Below are 19,902 nucleotides of genomic sequence, written 5' to 3'. Positions count from 1 at the left end.
TATTTCGGTTGATCCCACTGATTTCGTGCCATCCCTTTATTTGCAAAGTCTTAAAACTGCGCGATTAAAGAGGTGGCATTAATCTTTAATACCCACGTATAGATTACTCCTATTTATTCCTCTTTCAGAATTCCCCTCAGGTTTTATCGCTTGTATTTATCTACACTCTGCGACATCAGTTGATAACCTCTGTTAGCAACAAAAACAATGAAGGATTATGCAATGAATAAATACAATATGGCTTTTGTAAGCTTACTTGGTGGTGCTTTACTGATAACAGCAGGATGCGCATCCTCTCCTCGATATAGTCAGATCCAAGATCAAGATGTAGCCCAAGAATTATCAGAACCCGCGTCATCAGCAAAAAAACTAGGCACTAAATGGGGTGAAGATGTTGATTCGGCGGTCGTTACCGTTGCCGCAAGCCGCCTAACTGATAAACCTTATGACACTGCGGCCATTTACTATCGCGGTGAACGAGTACCAAGCAATGTCAGCACGTTATCCAAAGTTTCGTTATCGCCCGTCAATGTAAAAGTCGTAAATGAAAATGGAAGAACAATGCCTATGTATCGTAATAAACAAGGGCAATATATTCTGCCAGCTCAAGAAGGCCAACGTTATCAACTGATTATTGCTAATGCAGATAAAAATCGTACTTATGAAGTGGTGACAACGGTAGATGGTATTGATGTACTCAATGGTCGCGTAGGGTCTTATCAAAATAGTGGCTACTTAGTTCGCCCAAATAGTGAGTTAACTATTGAAGGCTTTCGCAAAAATAGCGATCAAGTTGCCGCCTTCCGTTTTGCAGCGCCAGAAGAGTCTTATGTGAATCAAAATGTACAAGGTGATGAACGCAACATTGGTGTTATTGGTGTGGCAATCTTTGAAGTCCGTGAAGAGTTACCTGATTGTGAAGCTAACCCATTCCCTGCGGATAACGGCTATGCACCAGCCCCTTGTCGTAAACGCTAACTAAAATAATCGGTTACCGTATCGAAATCTGAAGGCATTGAAATAAAAAAAACCTGCTCAACATTAAATTGAACAGGTTTTCTTAACCGCATTATTTGAACTTTATTGAGGAACATATTTATTACTAAGTGCAATATGTTGTTCGCGCAATACCGTTCAATGCATCAAAAAAGGGAAACCAAGTTCCCCTTTTTTTACAGGCTAAATTACTTCTTAGCGCCTGGGATGCTGAAACGCTGGTTGAAGCGATCAACACGACCACCTGAAGCTACATCACGTTGCTTACCAGTATAGAACGGGTGGCAGTTACCACAAACGTCTAGGTTCAGCGAGTGACCTGCTGTTGAATTAACTTTCATAACGTTACCGCAAGAACAAGTTGCAGTAATTTCTTCGTATTTAGGGTGAATACCTTTTTTCATGGGAAAACCTCTTTAAGGCCGTGCCGCCATTCCAGCCCTAACGCCGGACACCACACGTCGTGTTGATTGAATTTAATGTATTGGTAAGTTTAATATGCTTAAACAAATAAATCATACCAAAGGCGGCGGATCATACAGAAAATCTGTTTACCGCGCAATGAAAAACAAATACTTTTTGTGTTATTCTAATCAACTAATTGATATATCATCGTATAAAAAACAGACGGAAATCCAGTTATGATCGTCGTTCAGGTGGCTTTACCTGTTCCTTTGAATCGCACATTTGATTATCGCTTGCCCGATAATATGCCACTTCCCGTTATTGGAAGCCGCGTAATGGTGCCCTTTGGCAAACGCCAAGCACTGGGCATTGTTGTAAATCACAATGACAAAAGTGAATTTTCTGAGGATCAATTAAAAACCATCGACTCTACACTCGATTCACAAACACTGTTTCCCGATGACCTATGGCAACTGTTATTATGGTCTTCCCAATATTATCATTACCCTATTGGAGAAGTGCTCTTTCACGCGTTACCAACACTCTTACGACAAGGTAAAGCGGCCGAATTCACACCGATTTGGCAATGGCAAGTTACCCCTCAGGGTCTATCCATTGATCTCAATGAGCTCAAACGATCGCCCAAACAACAGCAAGCACTCGCCATATTACGTCGTCACCCTGTGTATCGTCACCAAATTAGCGAACTCGATATCAGTGACAGCGCCTTGCCGGCATTAAAGAAAAAAGAGTATGTAGAACTTCATCCCGTACAGCCAGTCACAGAAAGATGGCAACCGCAATTTGCGGTTTGCGGTGAACGACTTCGTTTGAATAGTGAACAAGCTACCGCCGTGGGAGCAATTCGTTCACAAGATAATGAATTTTCCCCTTGGCTATTAGCGGGTATTACGGGGTCAGGTAAAACAGAAATTTATCTGAGCGTATTAGAAAATGTGCTAGCTCAGGGCAAGCAAGCTCTTGTCCTTGTCCCCGAAATAGGATTAACGCCACAAACCATTAGCCGCTTTCGTGAACGCTTTAATGCACCAGTTGATGTCTTACACTCGGCGCTAAATGACAGTGAACGTTTAGCCGTTTGGCTACGGGCTAAGCAAGGAACAAATGCCATTATTATTGGGACTCGTTCTGCATTGTTCACACCATTTGCTGATTTGGGCATTATTATTATCGATGAAGAGCACGATAGCTCTTATAAACAACAAGATGGCTGGCGCTACCATGCACGGGATCTCGCTGTTTTTCGTGCCAAAAAAGACAATATCCCCATTATTATGGGCACAGCGACACCCTCTTTAGAAACCTTATGTAATGTGCAACAAAACAAATATCGCCAATTAGACTTAACTATCCGAGCCGGAAATGCACGCCCTGCAACACAACATTTAATTGATTTAAAAGGACAACCCCTTAAACACGGTCTATCACATCTGCTAATTCAGCACATCAAAGCGCATTTAGCGAATAATAACCAAGTTATTTTATTTTTAAATCGACGAGGTTATTCTCCCGCCTTGATTTGTCACGAATGTGGATGGATAGCCGAATGTCAGCGTTGCGATCACTATTATACGCTCCATCAAAACTTTCATCAGTTGCGTTGCCACCATTGCGATAGCCAACGACCTGTTCCTCGACAATGTCCAGAGTGCGGTTCCACGCACCTTGTGCCTGTGGGTATGGGAACAGAGCAACTTGAAGAGGGTATTTCAGAGCTGTTCCCTGATACGCCAGTAACCCGTATCGACCGTGACACCACCAGCCGTAAAGGTGAGCTCGAGCAGCATTTAAATGAAGTCCATGCAGGTGGCGCTCGAATTTTAATTGGCACCCAGATGCTTGCTAAAGGCCACCACTTTCCCGATGTGACATTAGTTGCATTATTAGATGTTGATGGTGCACTCTTTTCCAGTGACTTCAGAGCTGCGGAACGGTTTGCTCAATTATATGTGCAAGTTTCAGGTCGTGCTGGACGAGCAGGCAAGCAAGGTGAAGTTTTTCTACAAACTCATCACCCTGAGCACCCATTATTGCTGACTTTACTTGAAAATGGCTATAACGCGTTTACGCATGAAGCCATGGAAGAGCGCCGCATTGCGATGTTGCCACCTTATACCAGTCATATATTAATCCGTTCAGAAGATCATAATAATCAGGATTCACGTAACTTTTTACAAAATGTTAGGCAATATATTTCTCAGCATCCACAAAGTGACTCGCGACTATGGATTTTAGGTCCTACACCTTCGATTCAAGCCAAACGAGGGGGACGTTTTCGTTGGCAGCTATTATTACAGCACCCATCACGCGGATACCTTCAACAATTTATGGCTCAGCTTTTACCTGAATTACTCAAACAGCCTGAAAGTCGTAAAGTAAAATGGAATATTGATGTGGACCCAACTGATGGTTAATCATAATGTATTTAATATCAGTAATGTATAAAGTACTTAAGTGGTATCGACACATTGAGCGGGTATTATTGATAAATTAACGTATTTAGTTATTTTTTAAATTTGCTAAATTGGTTAAATTTCATCCCACATAAATTTACCTTAAGTTTTTTCGCGTCAATTATTTTCAAAATTTGCGAAGCAGCTCTAAAAAATGACGTAAGTCACAAAATTTATGTAAACTAGGTAACAGATATTGTTGTGAAACCGATTAGAATGACCTCTAATCAGAAATAATGACGTGTTCGCGCCATTCATAAAAGCAATCGATTAAATAACCCTAAGGAAGGCGTTGTGGAAAATCAAACACACAATAACACAGCAACGATGAAAGATGTTGCAAGTGCAGCGGGTGTATCAACAGCAACAGTATCCAGAACATTAATGAACCCTGAAAAAGTTTCTCTGCAAACGCGGCAAAAAGTTGAGCAAGCTGTTATTGATGTTGGTTATTATCCACATAATCTGACCCGAAGCTTCAAACGCAATGAATCCAAAACAATTCTCGTGATCGTCCCCAATATTCGCGATCCTTTCTTTAGCGATGTGATCTGTGGGATTGAAGAGCTTGCGGCACAAGAAGGTTACTTTGTCTTAATTGGTGATTGCAAACATCAACAAAAACAAGAAAATGCTTTCATCAACTTGATTATCACTAAGCAAATCGATGGCATGATATTGTTAGGCTCTAATTTGCCATTTGATGTATCAACTGAAGAACAAAAAAATCTACCCCCTATCATTATGGCCAATGAGTTTGCGCCTGAGCTAAAACTTCCAACCGTACATATTGATAATTTAACAGCGGCATTTAATGCCACTCATTACCTTCAAAAACAAGGCCATAAACTCATTGCCTGTATTGCTGGGCCAGAAAATATGCCGCTGAGTCAATATCGTCTAGAAGGTTATAAAAAAGCCATGCTACGGACAGGTGAAAGACTGAGAGAGAATTATATTCTCAGAGCTGATTTCACCCACGAAGGTGGCGCTGAAGCGGTGAAAACGTTACTCTCACTTCCTCAACCACCAACGGCTATTTTTTGTCATAGTGACATCATGGCGATAGGGGCAATGTGGCAAGCAAAAAAAATGGGTTTAACCTTGCCAGATGACCTCTCCTTTGTAGGTTTCGATAATTTAGATCAAGCTAAATATACATTGCCTGCACTCACAACCATCAATCAGCCACGTACTGAAATTGGTCTTCAAGCAATGCAATTACTGCTTGAACAGATAAAAGGAAACGCTGTAATCGCAGGTTCACGCCTCCTAGATTCTGATTTAATCATCAGAGAGAGTACAAAAGCGCCTAAAAGCTAGGCAAAATCGTTCAGGTTAAGTAACATGTGAATCTAAATGACGACTAACGATTGATAAACTAGCGAATTAATAGCGTGGCACAAAAAGATTATGTAGCGCGAGGCCGAACATCTGCCCGCAAAAAAAGCAAAGGTAAATCGAAAAAAGCACAAGGACTACCAATCACCACGTTGGTTGTTGCTGTTGCTATTGTCGGGCTATTTGTCGGCGGTTTATTTTATATCACCCACAATAAAAAAGACGCGCCACAAACTAACAGTGCTGTGACTCCGCCACCAGCAGGTAGCACGCTACCACCAAAACCAGAAGAACGCTGGCGCTATATTAAAGAATTAGAGCGTCGTGGCGTTGATTCACCTAATATAGAACAGCCTAATACAACTGGTGCGGGCAATATCATTCGCCAATCTGATTTAACACCAGAACAGCGCCAATTGCTTGAGCAGATAGATTCAGATAGACGTCAGCCGGTCACTAATCTGCAAGAGGTTCCATTTAATGGCAAGCCTGTACCGCGTTCTCAGGTCATTATCAATGAGCCGACTAAGCCTATTGAACCACCCGTTCAAAGAAAACCCCTGATTCCGAGTGAACCAAAACCAGAAACACGACCCGTTGCCCCTATTTCGCAAGCTGAACCTGAAAAAAAATCAGAACCAAAACCAATTAATAATATGCAAAATATGATGGTGCAATGTGGTTCATTCCGCACCGCTGATCAGGCTGAGTCTGTTCGGGCGACACTCGCTTTTGCAGGTATTGAAAGCCGTGTAGCCGCAGGTGGCGGTTGGCATCGTATCGTACTGGGCCCGTATTCTAAGTCAACCGCAGAAAAAATGCGTGACCGTGCAGCCGGTGTCGGTGTTTCTGGTTGTATTCTTCGCGCGTCAGGGGGTTGAAAAACTTCCTCCCCCACCCCATCTAATGATCTAACGTACTCATGTGTGGGTGTTTTTGTTCTCAATAAATTTCAAGTGATAGTTAATCAACAACTATCACTTGAAATCTCTCTCTTGAAAATCAAAACCAACCGTACTCTTTTGTCATAAAATCAGGGGCTAACTCATGACAACAATCGTAAGTGTTCGCCGTAATGGCCAGGTCGTTATTGGTGGTGATGGACAGGCGACGATGGGTAATACCGTCATGAAAGGCAATGTCCGCAAAGTCCGTCGCTTGTATAATGATAAAGTTATTGCAGGATTTGCTGGCGGCACCGCAGACGCATTTACGCTTTTTGAGCTATTCGAACGTAAACTCGAATTGCATCAAGGGCATTTAACAAAAGCAGCCGTTGAATTAGCCAAAGATTGGCGTACAGACCGTATGTTACGCAAACTTGAAGCGCTACTCGCTGTTGCTGATGAACATACATCGCTCATCATCACAGGTAATGGGGATGTCGTTCAGCCAGAGAATGACTTAATTGCCATAGGCTCGGGTGGTCCATATGCACAATCCGCAGCTCGTGCACTATTAGAAAATACAGATTTAAGTGCCAAAGAAATCGCTGAAAAAGCACTCGCCATTGCGGGTGATATCTGTATTTACACCAACCATAATGTCAACTTTGAAGAAATCACTTCAAAATCATAAGGATTGCTAGCATGTCCGAAATGACTCCACGCGAAATTGTCAGCGAACTCGACAATTATATTATTGGTCAAAACAAGGCCAAACGTTCTGTTGCTATCGCGCTACGTAACCGCTGGCGCCGTATGCAGTTGAATGAAGCATTACGCCATGAAGTGACACCAAAAAATATTTTGATGATTGGTCCTACTGGTGTAGGTAAAACAGAAATTGCACGTCGCCTTGCAAAACTTGCCAATGCACCGTTCATCAAAGTTGAAGCCACTAAATTTACTGAAGTAGGCTATGTCGGTAAAGAAGTTGACTCTATCATTCGTGATTTGACCGATTCCGCGATAAAAATGGTACGTCATCAATCCATCGAAAAAAATCGCTACCGTGCTGAAGAAATGGCAGAAGAGCGCATTCTTGATGTACTGATCCCGCCTGCAAAAAATAACTGGGGACAATCTGAGTCTGTTGATGAGCAATCACCAACTCGCCAAACTTTCCGTAAAAAATTACGTGAAGGTCAGTTAGACGACAAAGAAATTGAAATCGAAGTTTCAGCAAGCCCAATGGGTGTTGAAATCATGGCGCCTCCAGGCATGGAAGAGATGACCAACCAACTTCAATCAATGTTCCAAAATCTTGCAGGGCAAAAACAAAAACCACGCAAGATGAAAATCAAAGAAGCCTTCAAATTACTGATTGAAGAAGAAGCAGCAAAATTAGTCAATCCAGAAGAGCTAAAAGAGCAAGCCATCGAAGCGGTTGAGCAAAATGGTATCGTGTTTATCGATGAATTCGATAAAATCTGTAAACGTGGTGGCCAAAGCTCAGGACCTGATGTGTCTCGTGAAGGCGTACAACGTGACTTACTGCCATTAATTGAAGGCTGCACAGTTTCAACGAAACATGGCATGGTAAAAACTGACCATATCCTGTTTATTGCGTCTGGCGCTTTCCAAGTTTCTAGCCCATCAGATTTGATCCCTGAATTACAAGGTCGTTTACCGATTCGTGTTGAGCTACAAGCACTCACGACTGAAGACTTTGTTCGCATTCTAACGGAGCCGAGCGCTTCTTTGACTGAGCAATATAAAGCGCTGATGGCTACTGAAGGTGTGAATATTGAGTTCACTGAAGATGGAATTCGTAAAATTGCAGAATCCGCATGGCAAGTAAATGAATCCACTGAAAACATTGGTGCTCGTCGTCTTCACACTGTGTTAGAACGTTTAATGGAAGATATTTCTTTCGATGCAAGTGAAAGTAGTGGCCAGTCAATTCAAATTGACGCTAACTATGTGAAACAACACTTAGACGAATTAGTTGCAGACGAAGATCTGAGTAGATTTATTTTATAATCTTATTAATTATCCGGTTTTCATGTATCCTTAATAGACGTCATATAAAGTGCAGCAATAATTGCTGCACTTTTGACACTCTATATTCAATCCATCACACGAAAAACACCGATGTATTTCTCAGATGATGGGTTATTAAAATTATTAAGAACATTACCCTGAATAATTTAAGTTATCGCTAGACTGCAAATTAAACGCAGCCAACAAAGCTGTAACTTGAGCGATGAAGGGCATAAACCTGTGAAATGATTAAATGAGCTCATCACCAATTCCTATTAGCCGTAAACAGGCCTGGCTAGAAAGCTTGCGTCCCAAGACCCTTCCTCTCGGGGTTATTGCTATCATTACTGGCTCTGCACTGACCTATTTAACTGGCAACTTCAAATGGCCAGTCGCCCTTCTATCGATTATTACTGCTGGTTTGCTTCAAATTTTATCTAACCTTGCAAACGATTATGGGGATGCCATTAAAGGTTCCGATACGGCCGAACGCATCGGTCCTCTACGGGGTATGCAAAAAGGGGTAATTACCCAAGCAGATATGAAAAAAGCGCTAAAAATTAATATTATTGCCGCTTGTATCTCTGGCTTATTATTGATTTTTGTCGCTTGTGAAAAACCTGAAGATGCTATTGGCTTTTTAACGCTCGGTCTCATCGCTATCCTGGCAGCAATTACCTATACCGTAGGTAAAAAACCTTATGGTTATCTAGGTCTTGGAGACATCTCAGTCTTGGTTTTCTTTGGCTGGCTGAGTGTTATCGGCACTTTTTATCTGCAAGCTAATAGCTTCAATGTGATTACTATTTTACCTGCTACTGCTTGTGGACTACTTTCTGTCGCTGTTTTGAATATTAATAATATGCGCGATATCGAAAATGATATCAAAGCAGGAAAGAACACATTAGCGGTTCGCTTGGGTCCTCAAGGCGCAAGAATTTATCATACCATCATTATCCTTGCGGCCATTCTATGCTTAGCCTTCTTCAATTTATTATATTTGCAAGGTTGGAGTGGCTGGCTGTTTTTACTTGCCGTTCCAATGCTGATGAATCATATACGCCGAGTCCTGATGGACCCAACGCCTGAAGGTATGCGTCCAATGTTAGTCAATATGGTCAAAGCAGCATTATTGACCAATGTGCTTTTTTCTATTGGCGTTGTAATGAGTAAATAGTGATTCACAGATAGCGATGAGCAAGTTGTACAATTATTTGCTGTTTTTTTGACTTTCCCACCTGTTTAGGGTGGGGAACTTTGCCAATCACTATTAAAAAGGGATATACTTAATTTCTCTTGCAGCAAAAAAAGATCTGAATCCTATGAAATATGATACTTCCGAACTCTGCGACATCTACCAAGAAAGCGTTAACGTGGTAGAACCTCTTTTTTCCAACTTTGGTGGACGTACTTCATTTGGCGGTCAAATTATTACAGTTAAATGCTTTGAAGATAATGGCATTCTGTATGATTTGCTGGAAGAAGACGGTAATGGTCGCATATTACTGGTTGATGGTGGCGGATCAGTCCGTAAGGCACTGATTGATGCTGAACTTGCAGAACTAGCGTTTAATAATAACTGGGAAGGTATTGTCGTCTACGGTGCAGTGCGTCAAGTCGATGCATTGATGGAACTAGACCTTGGTATCCAAGCTGTTGCTGCTGTCCCTGCTGGCTGCCCTGACGAAGGCGTCGGCGAAAGTGATATTCGTGTCAATTTTGGTAGTGTGACTTTCTTCTCTGGCGATTATCTGTACGCAGATAACACCGGTATGATTTTATCCGAAGAGCCACTTACTGCTCCCAACAGTGAAATTGACGAATTCGAAGATCCTATCAACGCATAATACGCATAGTCCCCTCAATAAATTCAATAAATAAGGGCAGATAGAATTCACTATCTGCCCTTATTTTTACAATTCAAAATACAAGCAGCCGGTAAACAAAGATAGCGAGCGGAACAGACAAAAGTCTGTAACTCAGGTTGCTGAACGCAGCCAACACTCCTGTAAATCAAAGTATGACGAGTAAATTAAACTTCTTCCATCTTACCTAACAAAGTGCGCAGGCGTTCTTGCCACACTTGTTGTTCTTGTTTGTACTGCTCATTTTCACGCACCAGTAACTCAGTACCTGATTTTGCATTCTCTAATTCTTGGTTCAATGAACCATTTTTACTTTTCAATTCATCGATTTCCATCTGCAATAGTGTGATGGTGTCGATCGCTTGTTGAACTTTTGACTCTAGTTTTTCAAATACTTCAAATGACATGTTTTTAATCTCCCATATAAGCTTTTAACAGATTGTAAGTAGCATGATCCCCTGTGTCCAGTTCCTTACGTCTGATTCTATAGATTAGTGATTTAAAAACACTGGTCGGATCACATTGCAAAGGTCGATTGCATCACTATTTATGGTTGTTTTCTTTCGCTTTAGTGATGTAACACACATTTTTCAATTTCGATATTTCTCGTTTATGTTCATTAACGATAAATTTACAGTATGGGTTTTCAATTAGAAAATCTTAACTCAGAAAAACATTACAATAATTTTAATTTCATTTTCAATTTTCGTAGGATAGAACATATGAGCCAAATGACCACGACTACCCTCACAGGTCAGTGCATTTCGGAATTCTTAGGTACTGCACTGCTAGTATTTTTCGGATTAGGCTGCGTTGCCGCAGTTAGAATTGCAGGGGCGCAGCTCGGCCTCTGGGAAATTAGTGTTATTTGGGGCTTTGGAGTTGCCCTAGCCGTTTACCTTACCGCCGCGACTTCCGGTGCTCATTTAAACCCGGCTGTCACCCTTGCTTTATGGCTATTTGCCTGCTTTGATAAACGCAAGGTTATTCCTTACATTATTGCACAAATGCTAGGTGGTTTCTGCGCCGCGGCACTGGTTTATGCGATGTACTCACCTGTGTTCTTTGATTATGATCAGGTACACCATATTATTCGTGGTACACAAGAAAGCTTGTTTACAGCAGGGGTATTCTCAACCTATCCAGCAGCACAAATTAGTGAGCTCCACGCATTCTTCATTGAGGTTGTCATTGCTGCTATTTTAGTTTGTCTGATTTTAGGTCTGACCGATGATGGTAATGGTGTTCCTCGTGGCCCATTAGCACCTTTATTAATTGGTATTTTAATCGCTGTTATTGGCGGTTCATTTGGCCCACTAACCGGATTCGCACTTAACCCTGCTCGTGACTTTGGCCCTAAAGTTGTCGCTTACCTTGCAGGATGGGGTGATATTGCACTAACTGGTGGACGAGAAATTCCTTACTTCCTGATACCGCTGACCGCTCCAATTGTTGGTGGACTGTTAGGCGCATTTGGATACCGCAAATTAATTGGCCGTCACTTACCTTGCATGGTTTGTGAATCAGAGATTGAAGAAAAAAAACCATTAACTAAAAACGTATAATTATTACGGGAACAGGTTTAAATTATGACAACAGAAACTAATATCGTTAAAAAATATATTGTCGCTCTTGATCAAGGAACAACCAGTTCACGAGCTGTCGTACTTGATCACGAAGCCAATATTATTAGTATCTCTCAACGTGAGTTTACTCAAATTTATCCTAAGCCAGGCTGGGTCGAACATGATCCAATGGAAATTTGGGCATCACAAAGCTCAACACTCGTTGAAGTGCTTGCTAAAGCAGATATTCGTACTGATGAAGTCGCAGGTATCGGTATCACCAACCAACGTGAAACCACCATCGTATGGGAAAAAGAAACAGGTAAACCTGTTTATAATGCCATTGTGTGGCAATGCCGTCGTACCGCTGATTTTTGTACTCATTTAAAACAAAATGATAAAGATTTAGAAGAGTATATTCGCCAAAATACAGGATTGGTTGTTGACCCTTATTTCTCTGGCACCAAAATTAAGTGGATTCTCGACAACGTAGAAGGCGCAAGAGAGCGTGCAGAGAAAGGCGAACTACTGTTTGGTACAGTTGACACTTGGTTAGTCTGGAAAATGACGCAAGGACGTGTTCACGTTACCGATTTCACTAACGCATCTCGTACTATGTTATTCAATATCCGCAATTTGGAATGGGATGACAAGATCTTAAAAGCACTGAATATTCCACGCGCTATGTTGCCAGAAGTTCGTCCATCATCTGAAGTTTATGGACAAACAAATATCGGAGGTAAAGGCGGCACACGTATCCCAATATCAGGTATTGCTGGTGACCAACAAGCCGCATTGTATGGTCAGCTCTGTGTGAAACCAGGGATGGCTAAAAATACCTATGGTACTGGCTGTTTCTTACTGATGAACACAGGAGAAACCGCTGTACGCTCTAATCATGGCCTTCTCACCACAATAGCTTGCGGTCCTCGAGGCGAAGTAAATTATGCCCTTGAAGGTGCTGTATTCGTGGGCGGTGCATCAATTCAATGGTTGCGTGATGAGCTCAAACTTATCGATGAAGCCACCGACTCTGAATATTTTGCAACTAAAGTAAAAGATAGTAATGGTGTTTATGTCGTACCTGCATTCACAGGTTTAGGTGCACCTTATTGGGACCCGTATGCCCGTGGCGCAATTTTCGGATTAAGTCGTGGGGCTAACCGCAATCATATTATTCGTGCCACCCTTGAATCTATCGCTTATCAAACTCGCGATGTGCTAGATGCCATGCAAGCAGATGCAGGAGAACGATTAAAAGCATTGCGTGTTGATGGTGGTGCAGTTGCTAATAACTTCTTAATGCAATTCCAAGCTGATATTTTAGGTACAACGGTAGAACGTCCTGAAGTCCGCGAAAGTACGGCCTTAGGCGCAGCTTATCTTGCAGGTTTAGCTGTTGGTTTTTGGAGCAGCTTAGATGAGCTGCAAAGCAAGGCAACTATTGAGCGTGAATTTAAGCCAGGCATTGAAACTATAGAGCGCAATGTGAAGTATGAAGGTTGGAAAAAAGCCGTTGCTCGAGCGCAAGAATGGGAAGATCGCGCTTAAATATATTTTAAGCTAATCACTCTAAGGTCATATAATTTATATGGCCTTTTATTATTCACGATAGGATTAATTGTTTCTCCTAGTAAATCACCTGACAACTAATTATTTAATAAATGTAATCATAGCTATTAGTATAATAATAAATTAGACGTTTCATTATAAGTAATTAAAATATCCATATAGTTCTATCTCATGTCACTCATATTAATAAACACAAAGAGAAATAGGTTATGGATAACCCAAGCTCCCCCTCATCTGTTCAATGGAATAAAGAACAAAAATTTGGTTTACAGGTTCAAGTTTATGATATGACAAGCCTTGACCAAAAGACTCCCGTTATTAGACAAGTCATCGCTGTTTCTGACCTAACCGATAATGCCGCATTATTAAAAACAAGAACAACACAAAGTAAATGGGTATATGAAGGTATAATTACCATTCCGAAGAATGGAAAGTATTCCTTTATGGTTGATAAACACAGCAGTGATTTATCTATTGAGATCAATCATAAAAAAATAAAATTAAGCACAGAGGAAATCACTAATGGCCTCTGTTTTAATAATCTTAATGCCAGTGAACAGTATCCCATTAAATTTACAACAATTACCGATGGCTCAGTACCTCAATTTCGCTTTTATTGGGATACGAAGAATGGTTATGAGTATATTCCTGAGAACTTAATTCACCCTCCTACTCGGCATTCACATAATACCAAGGTACAAGAAATCATTACTAATGAAGTGAAACAGAATAACTTGCAGCTTGGTTACTACAAAAAAGGAAGGGGTCGTATCGCCGTACTCCGTCATAACTCCACACTCATCAACGCTTTAATTAAAGAGGACCCAACAAGATCAGAAACAGGTAATACCGCTTTTCACCTACTCAGTTGGTTAGCAGATAAACAGCGTATACCCGGTGGAAACCAAAAAATTCATCTACTCAGTGCTGTCAGTATTGACGAGCTTTCAGGATTTCAATTCAAATCTAAACATGGACTTTTTGTCGACAGCTTTAATTCACCACATGATTGGCTAGAAGGTGACTCTAGAGCCGCTAATCAAATGGCTGACCCATTGCTACCTAGCGGACAGTGGTATCGACACTATGAAATTGTCATCCTACCTTCAAATGCAAATGACAAACAAGTTAAGCTCGCGCGTCATTATATGGCGCTCACGGGTGGAGGTGTTTTGATTCATCATAATGACGATATATCATCTAGCAAAGCTATACAGGAGCTTATCCAAGAAATTCAACCAACGCAATATGAGCAAGAACAAGCCACTAGCCCAACTGCCGCTCACAGTAAACATGGATTACACTTAACAATTAATGAATTAAACCCACTGACTAACACAACAACACCTGTTTTTAAAACGGTTATTCCTGCAAACTCATTACAAAATAACGCTCACCTTTTATTATCTCCACGTAAAACACCTACTCAATGGGTTTATGATGGGACTATAACTGCACCACGTGATGGTTTCCTAATACTTGCATTAGAAAAATACAGCCCCGGTTTACTACAGTCATATAAAGTTAATCATCAAGACGCATCTATTGATAAAAACCAACAATTAAATACTCTCAAGTTAAATAACCTTCAGGCTAATAAAAAGTACCCTATTCAAATAATCATTACCAATAACGGAGACATTCCCAAATTCCAACTTATGTGGGATATTAACGGTAATACAGAGCAACTATCCAGCCAAGCACTTCACCACCATTTAACAGAAGTACCGTATCAAAAAGAGCGCATTCCTATTATTACTGAGCCTTCTATTTCTGAGGTTAGCTATCAGAAAGTTATTTCATTACCCTCACCTGCAATTAGCTCTCTTCATCTAACTGAAGACATGGTAACTCAAGCCGAATATTTTTCATTATCTCTACAAATAGATAGCCATTCGAAACCATTTATATTAAATGATATTAGACTTTCGCCTCACAACTCATGGCAATCATTAGTCAGTGAAATAGAAAATAAAGTTAATCAAGAAATTGAGCCTTTATTCAACACGCATATTTCAGCTAAATTTAAAGATAATAACATCACGATTCAAGGAGATAATTTATCTATCCTTCAACTGCAACTCAAAAAAAATAAAGCAATAAATTATGTACAAATAAAATCAGAATATTATAAAAAACATAAGTTCAAATCAATAAAAGAACATGGATATACCAAACATATTATTCATCTAAAACCTGAAAACTTAAATGAAATTACTCATTTTTCACTGGTATTAAAAGGCCAAGAAGCAGAACAAGTACAATTTATCAAAACAGAATTGAGGTCACCTCACCTACGTGAAACACTCCCTGAGCAATTTGTCGAACGCTTACAAAATTATCTACAGTCACATGCACAAAGTAGTTCATTAGTAGTGAGTTATCATCATGGTAAGAAAGAGGAAGATCAAAAATTATACATCAAGGATCCCCTAAATAGGACTATCGAAGATCTTAATTTTGGCATTCAGCATCAAACCCTGCCATTTGTCATAGCAAATAATACAGGAGCAGAGACAAATAAGCTCACAGTAGGCGCTGTCACCGATAAGTTACCATCGCATAAGGATATTATTGAATATCGGCTACTCGAAGCGCCGAAATTTGGTATTGTTACACTCAATAACCGAACAGGAGAGTGGCAATATCAACCCAAAAGTGATGAGTCATTTTCTGGTGATGATCAATTCGACTTTGTTGCGATAACAGAAAATGGTCAAGAATCTGCGCCAATGTCAATTCACATTCAATCTGACCGCCCGCCAATTGTAAGCTACCCCGGTAAACGAGTATTCACCATTCCAGATCCAATTTATCATGAACCAGCAAAGCGAAATTACAGTGTTCCTGATGATATGAAAATTCAAACAATTCAACTTGCTCAAACTCATTTACAAAGCCCTGATACACCTTATTTTATACTAACAGCTAACCGATGGGCCTTATTAAAGGTAGACATTACTAGCCAATCCGCTGCAAGCGCACCTAATTTAACCGCTATTGTAATCGACAAAAATGATATGGAACTTGGCCGAATTCGCTTAACAGGTCCAGACAAACTGCCACAGAAATTACCTTCCATACCAAATATACCCTCAGTGGAAAGTAAAGAGGTTCATAAACATAGTTATACTGCACCATTGAAAGGTCACTGGGTACAACCCGATATTCGCATTCAACTAATAGCTGGTGATACACCAATAACTATGCCTTATACTGATAACAATGGTTTTTTTAAACCTAAAATCAGTGTCAGCAATGAAATGACTTCTCGTATTACTCACCATAGCCTATACCAACAAGGTCACGGTGTTTACGCTTATTCCCCACTCAGTTGGGGCATAGAAGCCGCAGCAAAATTACCAGCAACTAAATTCACGCTGTATAGTTACCCAACGATTTCGCAAACGATGCCACTTGACCCTGCTATCACTCATCATTCAGCCCTGTTCATGCCAGCCTATGATAGGGTTAATGGATTTTATAATAATAGCACTGAACAGATCTCTTGGGGTTTTCACCGAAGCCATCAGAGCATCGGTGTCAATGGCCTTGATAGTGACTTTAATTACTATGCACTGACTCCGACAAATACCATTAACTTACTAGGCCTAGCTTGGAAGAATCAAGGTGCTGGTATTGCTCGTTCAGATGTAATGTGGCATGAGTTGTACGGGCACGGGTTTGGTTTGAACCATACCATTAACACTGATAACACTGATAACACTGAATTTTTTTATCCATTTGATGGTAAAACAAATGGCCAAAATATTGGCTATGATCAGCAAACTCAATCCTATATTACCTATCGATATACTGAGCCGCACAGCAAGGAAAGCAAGGAGGTCATGCCAGCTTTATATCCTTTCTTACAGAATCAAGGATATGACCATTTTAATGCCTTTACTCCACACTCTGATTTTTTTACTCAGCGCATTCAACAATTTTTAAGAAAAAAACTACGTTGGCAGCCTAACAACATTATCGATCACGATATTGAAGATAATAATTTTGCTGGAGAAGGTTATTATCAAAACTGGTCAGAAAAAGAACAAAAGTGGGTTACCCTTACTCTTGATAATTTTTCTAGCTTTTATCCTAATACACGGCATTATGAGCTCGCTCATCAACGAGATGTCCCTGTTTATTGGATACAAGCATTGATTATAACAACCCCTGATAATCAACCTCACCCTTACAGCACAATCCAACCATTACGCACAATTGGCAACCTACCAGCTAAATATCACAACCTGAAAACAGGCGAAGGCCGCCCATATCATCACCATACACCCTATGCCTTGACCGTCACATACGCCACAAAGCAAGGTTTACTGACAGAAAGTTTGCAAGCGATCCCATATATAGAAACGATTAATTTAAATATTCCAGATAAAGGAGAACTCGTAAAAATCGAAATTGCCAGAATTAATAAAAATAAACAAATTGGTGAATCAATTTATACTTATAAGAATTCAAATTCCCTAGCAAACCGCCTCTTTAGCAAATGGAAGAGCAATTCATCTCTAGAACAATTAGTTCTCGATAACTATTGGAGTGGCAGTCAGTTATTTTGGTCTGCTACCGCCACTGATTTAATTGATTTGAAAACAGGAAAAATAAACCTACACCGGCTCACTGAAGATAGTGCAATCTGTGCTGCTTGGATTGAAAATGGGCAACGACATCAACAATATTTTTCATTACACGACCCGTTAGGTGAATTTACCCAAGTCCGAACTACGCAGATATTTTTACCAATCAATCATACGAACTTACTGGAAAACAATAATATAGTACCTCAGGATTACTATACTGAATCAAATGTTCCATTACTTTCGGATGTACACATTAATCAAACTATTGATATCACAGCATTACAATTACCTGAAAATATCTGTAATTATTGGGTCACTCTTACGGTGGAAGATAAACAAGGAAAACAACAAGAACAGAACCCTTTAGAACAATGGCAGATCACACGAAAAGGCAATAAGCTATCCATTATTGGTACTATAGACAGTACACCTGCACTAAAAATAAATAAAATAAAGATTTATATTGATGAACACTTACAAGATAGAGTTGAACCATTCTCCATCACACTCTCTCAAAATTATACGTCAATAATCAGTGAAAACATGGAATTCTTAGACTATAACCATCCCGTCGTTTTCAACAAAATTGAAAATCAGCCGGAGTTATTTAGCACAATGGATAAAACCGATAGTCAAACTATAATGGGCAATAAAGCGTATATACCAATAGCGTCATCGGCGGTCTCTTCTCCACTTCTAATAGTATAAAAGTCATCAGGCGGTAACCATACCGCCTGTATTTAAAAACTAAACTGTACTTTCGGTTTGGTTCATTTTATGAGCCAAAGGCAACCAACACAGTAACACCATGATTGACATCAAAAACATTAATAAGCCTAAGCTAAATTGGCCATTTTGTGGCATATGGGATGAAATCCATGTTGCTATACCTGAGCCCACATTTTGCAAACCACCGACTAAAGCACCTGCCGCCCCAGCAAGATAAGGGAAAGGCTCCATTGCGCCAGTAGTCGCAAGCGGAAATAGCATACCCGCACCAAAGAAAAAGATGGCGGCAGGTATTAGCAATGTCCAAGTGTTCATCACACCGAACCAGCTTGGTATCCACATTAATATGCCAGCTAATAAGCAAATAATAACGGAATGCCACATTAGTGAATAAAAGCTTTTACCTTCACGTCCTGCATACCAAGCACCAAAAAAAGCAGCTGGAATTGGTAAAATAAATAAAATACTCACAGTAATACTGCTAAGCCCTAAAACGCCCCCCATTAAAACACCGCTACTGGCTTCAAAAACTGCAATTCCGGCTAATGCACCAATTAACATCGCTAAATAGGACAAAAATGGACCATTAGAAAGCAACTGAACATATGACGCGACCATTTTACGTTTTTCAGGGGAAACTGGGCGCGTTTCTGGTAACCAGTGATACATACTTAATAGCACTGATGCACCTAAGATAAACAGGAAGATATAGCAAGCATGCCATCCCCAAAAATGCGCCAATATTCCACCAAACATAGGGGCTAATAACGGGCTGACCAGTATGCCCATATTTAATAAGCTATTGGCATAACGCAATGCAGTACCTTTATACAGATCACGAGGCATGGTTCTTGCCATAACGCCAGCCACTCCCGTACCTAGCCCTTGTAAGCCACTGGCAATAGTCAACACCTCAAGTGTTGGTGAGAAAACTGCGATAACTGTTGATAACAGAAAAATGGTCAATCCTGCTAAAATTACGGGTTTGCGACCAATCTGATCTGAAAGTGGCCCATATAATAGCTGTGAAAAGCCATAAGAAAATAAATACGCAGCCATAACTTGCTGCACAGCACCCGAAGGTTCATTAAAATAAACGGCTATCTCAGCTATAACAGGGACATAAATAGTTTGAGTCATCTGCCCGACAGCAGCTAAAGCAATTAGCATCAACAACAGATTAAAATGTTCCAGTTTTCTCATTTTCTTCTCAAAAAAATAGTCAATTCTATGCACACACAAGCTCTGCATTATTAAAATTTAATAACACAGGGCGGAGTTTAAAAATTAAATACTGAATAATAAATTCTTGTTTCAAAGTTGGCATAAAAAGCAATGAAACATAAACCTTGTTCTAATGTGACTAAGATAACAAAAAATAATATTTTTTCGAGCCAGTACATCATTTTAGTTTATCTATGAATGGCAGCCAT

14 protein-coding genes are annotated in these 19,902 nt (G+C 40.3%); 11 read left to right on the top strand and 3 right to left on the bottom strand.

Annotated elements, in window-relative coordinates; translation table 11 throughout:
- Window positions 1-222 precede the first annotated feature (222 nt).
- A complete protein-coding gene (locus DD649_RS07285; RefSeq protein WP_294105181.1) occupies window positions 223-978 on the top strand; it encodes a hypothetical protein in 756 nt (251 codons plus the stop codon).
- 206 nt (window positions 979-1,184) lie between these two features.
- Here DD649_RS07285 and rpmE read toward each other — a convergent pair whose 3' ends face one another.
- Window positions 1,185-1,400 carry a 50S ribosomal protein L31 gene (gene rpmE, locus DD649_RS07280; protein ID WP_068438214.1) on the bottom strand — a complete coding sequence of 72 codons (216 nt, stop codon included), beginning with the start codon at window positions 1,398-1,400 and terminating at the stop codon, window positions 1,185-1,187.
- A gap of 237 nt (window positions 1,401-1,637) precedes the next feature.
- Here rpmE and priA point away from each other — a divergent pair, with 237 nt between their 5' ends.
- From priA to rraA, 7 genes are all read left to right on the top strand, one after another.
- Window positions 1,638-3,836: a primosomal protein N' gene (priA, locus tag DD649_RS07275; protein WP_294105177.1), complete on the top strand. Its 2,199-nt coding sequence runs from the start codon at window positions 1,638-1,640 to the stop codon at window positions 3,834-3,836.
- 333 nt (window positions 3,837-4,169) lie between these two features.
- On the top strand, window positions 4,170-5,198 hold the full coding sequence (gene cytR / locus DD649_RS07270; RefSeq protein WP_294105176.1) for a DNA-binding transcriptional regulator CytR: 1,029 nt from the start codon (window positions 4,170-4,172) through the stop codon (window positions 5,196-5,198).
- A 74-nt stretch (window positions 5,199-5,272) separates the two neighbouring features.
- A complete protein-coding gene (gene ftsN / locus DD649_RS07265) occupies window positions 5,273-6,097 on the top strand; it encodes a cell division protein FtsN (protein WP_336429745.1) in 825 nt (274 codons plus the stop codon).
- A 166-nt stretch (window positions 6,098-6,263) separates the two neighbouring features.
- Window positions 6,264-6,794: an ATP-dependent protease subunit HslV gene (hslV, locus tag DD649_RS07260; protein ID WP_294105173.1), complete on the top strand. Its 531-nt coding sequence runs from the start codon at window positions 6,264-6,266 to the stop codon at window positions 6,792-6,794.
- A gap of 11 nt (window positions 6,795-6,805) precedes the next feature.
- Window positions 6,806-8,140 (top strand): HslU--HslV peptidase ATPase subunit, encoded by a 1,335-nt coding sequence (hslU, locus tag DD649_RS07255; RefSeq protein WP_294105171.1) that lies wholly within the window; start codon window positions 6,806-6,808, stop codon window positions 8,138-8,140.
- A 253-nt stretch (window positions 8,141-8,393) separates the two neighbouring features.
- Window positions 8,394-9,317: a 1,4-dihydroxy-2-naphthoate polyprenyltransferase gene (locus DD649_RS07250; protein WP_294105170.1), complete on the top strand. Its 924-nt coding sequence runs from the start codon at window positions 8,394-8,396 to the stop codon at window positions 9,315-9,317.
- Window positions 9,318-9,462: 145 nt separating this feature from the next.
- Entirely contained in the window at window positions 9,463-9,987 is a 525-nt protein-coding gene (rraA, locus tag DD649_RS07245; protein WP_294105169.1) for a ribonuclease E activity regulator RraA, read from the top strand.
- A 185-nt stretch (window positions 9,988-10,172) separates the two neighbouring features.
- Here rraA and zapB read toward each other — a convergent pair whose 3' ends face one another.
- Complete coding sequence (zapB, locus tag DD649_RS07240) at window positions 10,173-10,412, bottom strand: cell division protein ZapB (RefSeq protein WP_294105166.1); 240 nt, start codon at window positions 10,410-10,412, stop codon at window positions 10,173-10,175.
- Window positions 10,413-10,727: 315 nt separating this feature from the next.
- Here zapB and DD649_RS07235 point away from each other — a divergent pair, with 315 nt between their 5' ends.
- From DD649_RS07235 to DD649_RS07225, 3 genes are all read left to right on the top strand, one after another.
- Window positions 10,728-11,570 (top strand): MIP/aquaporin family protein, encoded by an 843-nt coding sequence (locus DD649_RS07235; RefSeq protein ID WP_294105164.1) that lies wholly within the window; start codon window positions 10,728-10,730, stop codon window positions 11,568-11,570.
- Window positions 11,571-11,594: 24 nt separating this feature from the next.
- Window positions 11,595-13,121 carry a glycerol kinase GlpK gene (gene glpK / locus DD649_RS07230; RefSeq protein WP_294105161.1) on the top strand — a complete coding sequence of 509 codons (1,527 nt, stop codon included), beginning with the start codon at window positions 11,595-11,597 and terminating at the stop codon, window positions 13,119-13,121.
- 230 nt (window positions 13,122-13,351) lie between these two features.
- Window positions 13,352-18,448: a M66 family metalloprotease gene (locus DD649_RS07225; RefSeq protein ID WP_294105158.1), complete on the top strand. Its 5,097-nt coding sequence runs from the start codon at window positions 13,352-13,354 to the stop codon at window positions 18,446-18,448.
- Between the two features lie 39 nt (window positions 18,449-18,487).
- Here the strand turns inward: DD649_RS07225 and emrD are convergent, their stop codons facing one another.
- Complete coding sequence (gene emrD / locus DD649_RS07220) at window positions 18,488-19,672, bottom strand: multidrug efflux MFS transporter EmrD (RefSeq protein WP_294105156.1); 1,185 nt, start codon at window positions 19,670-19,672, stop codon at window positions 18,488-18,490.
- Window positions 19,673-19,902 lie beyond the last annotated feature (230 nt).

It is taken from the genome of Providencia sp., from assembly GCF_003533305.1.
Lineage (GTDB): Bacteria > Pseudomonadota > Gammaproteobacteria > Enterobacterales > Enterobacteriaceae > Providencia.
This window is presented reverse-complemented; position numbering and strand designations above follow the sequence as displayed.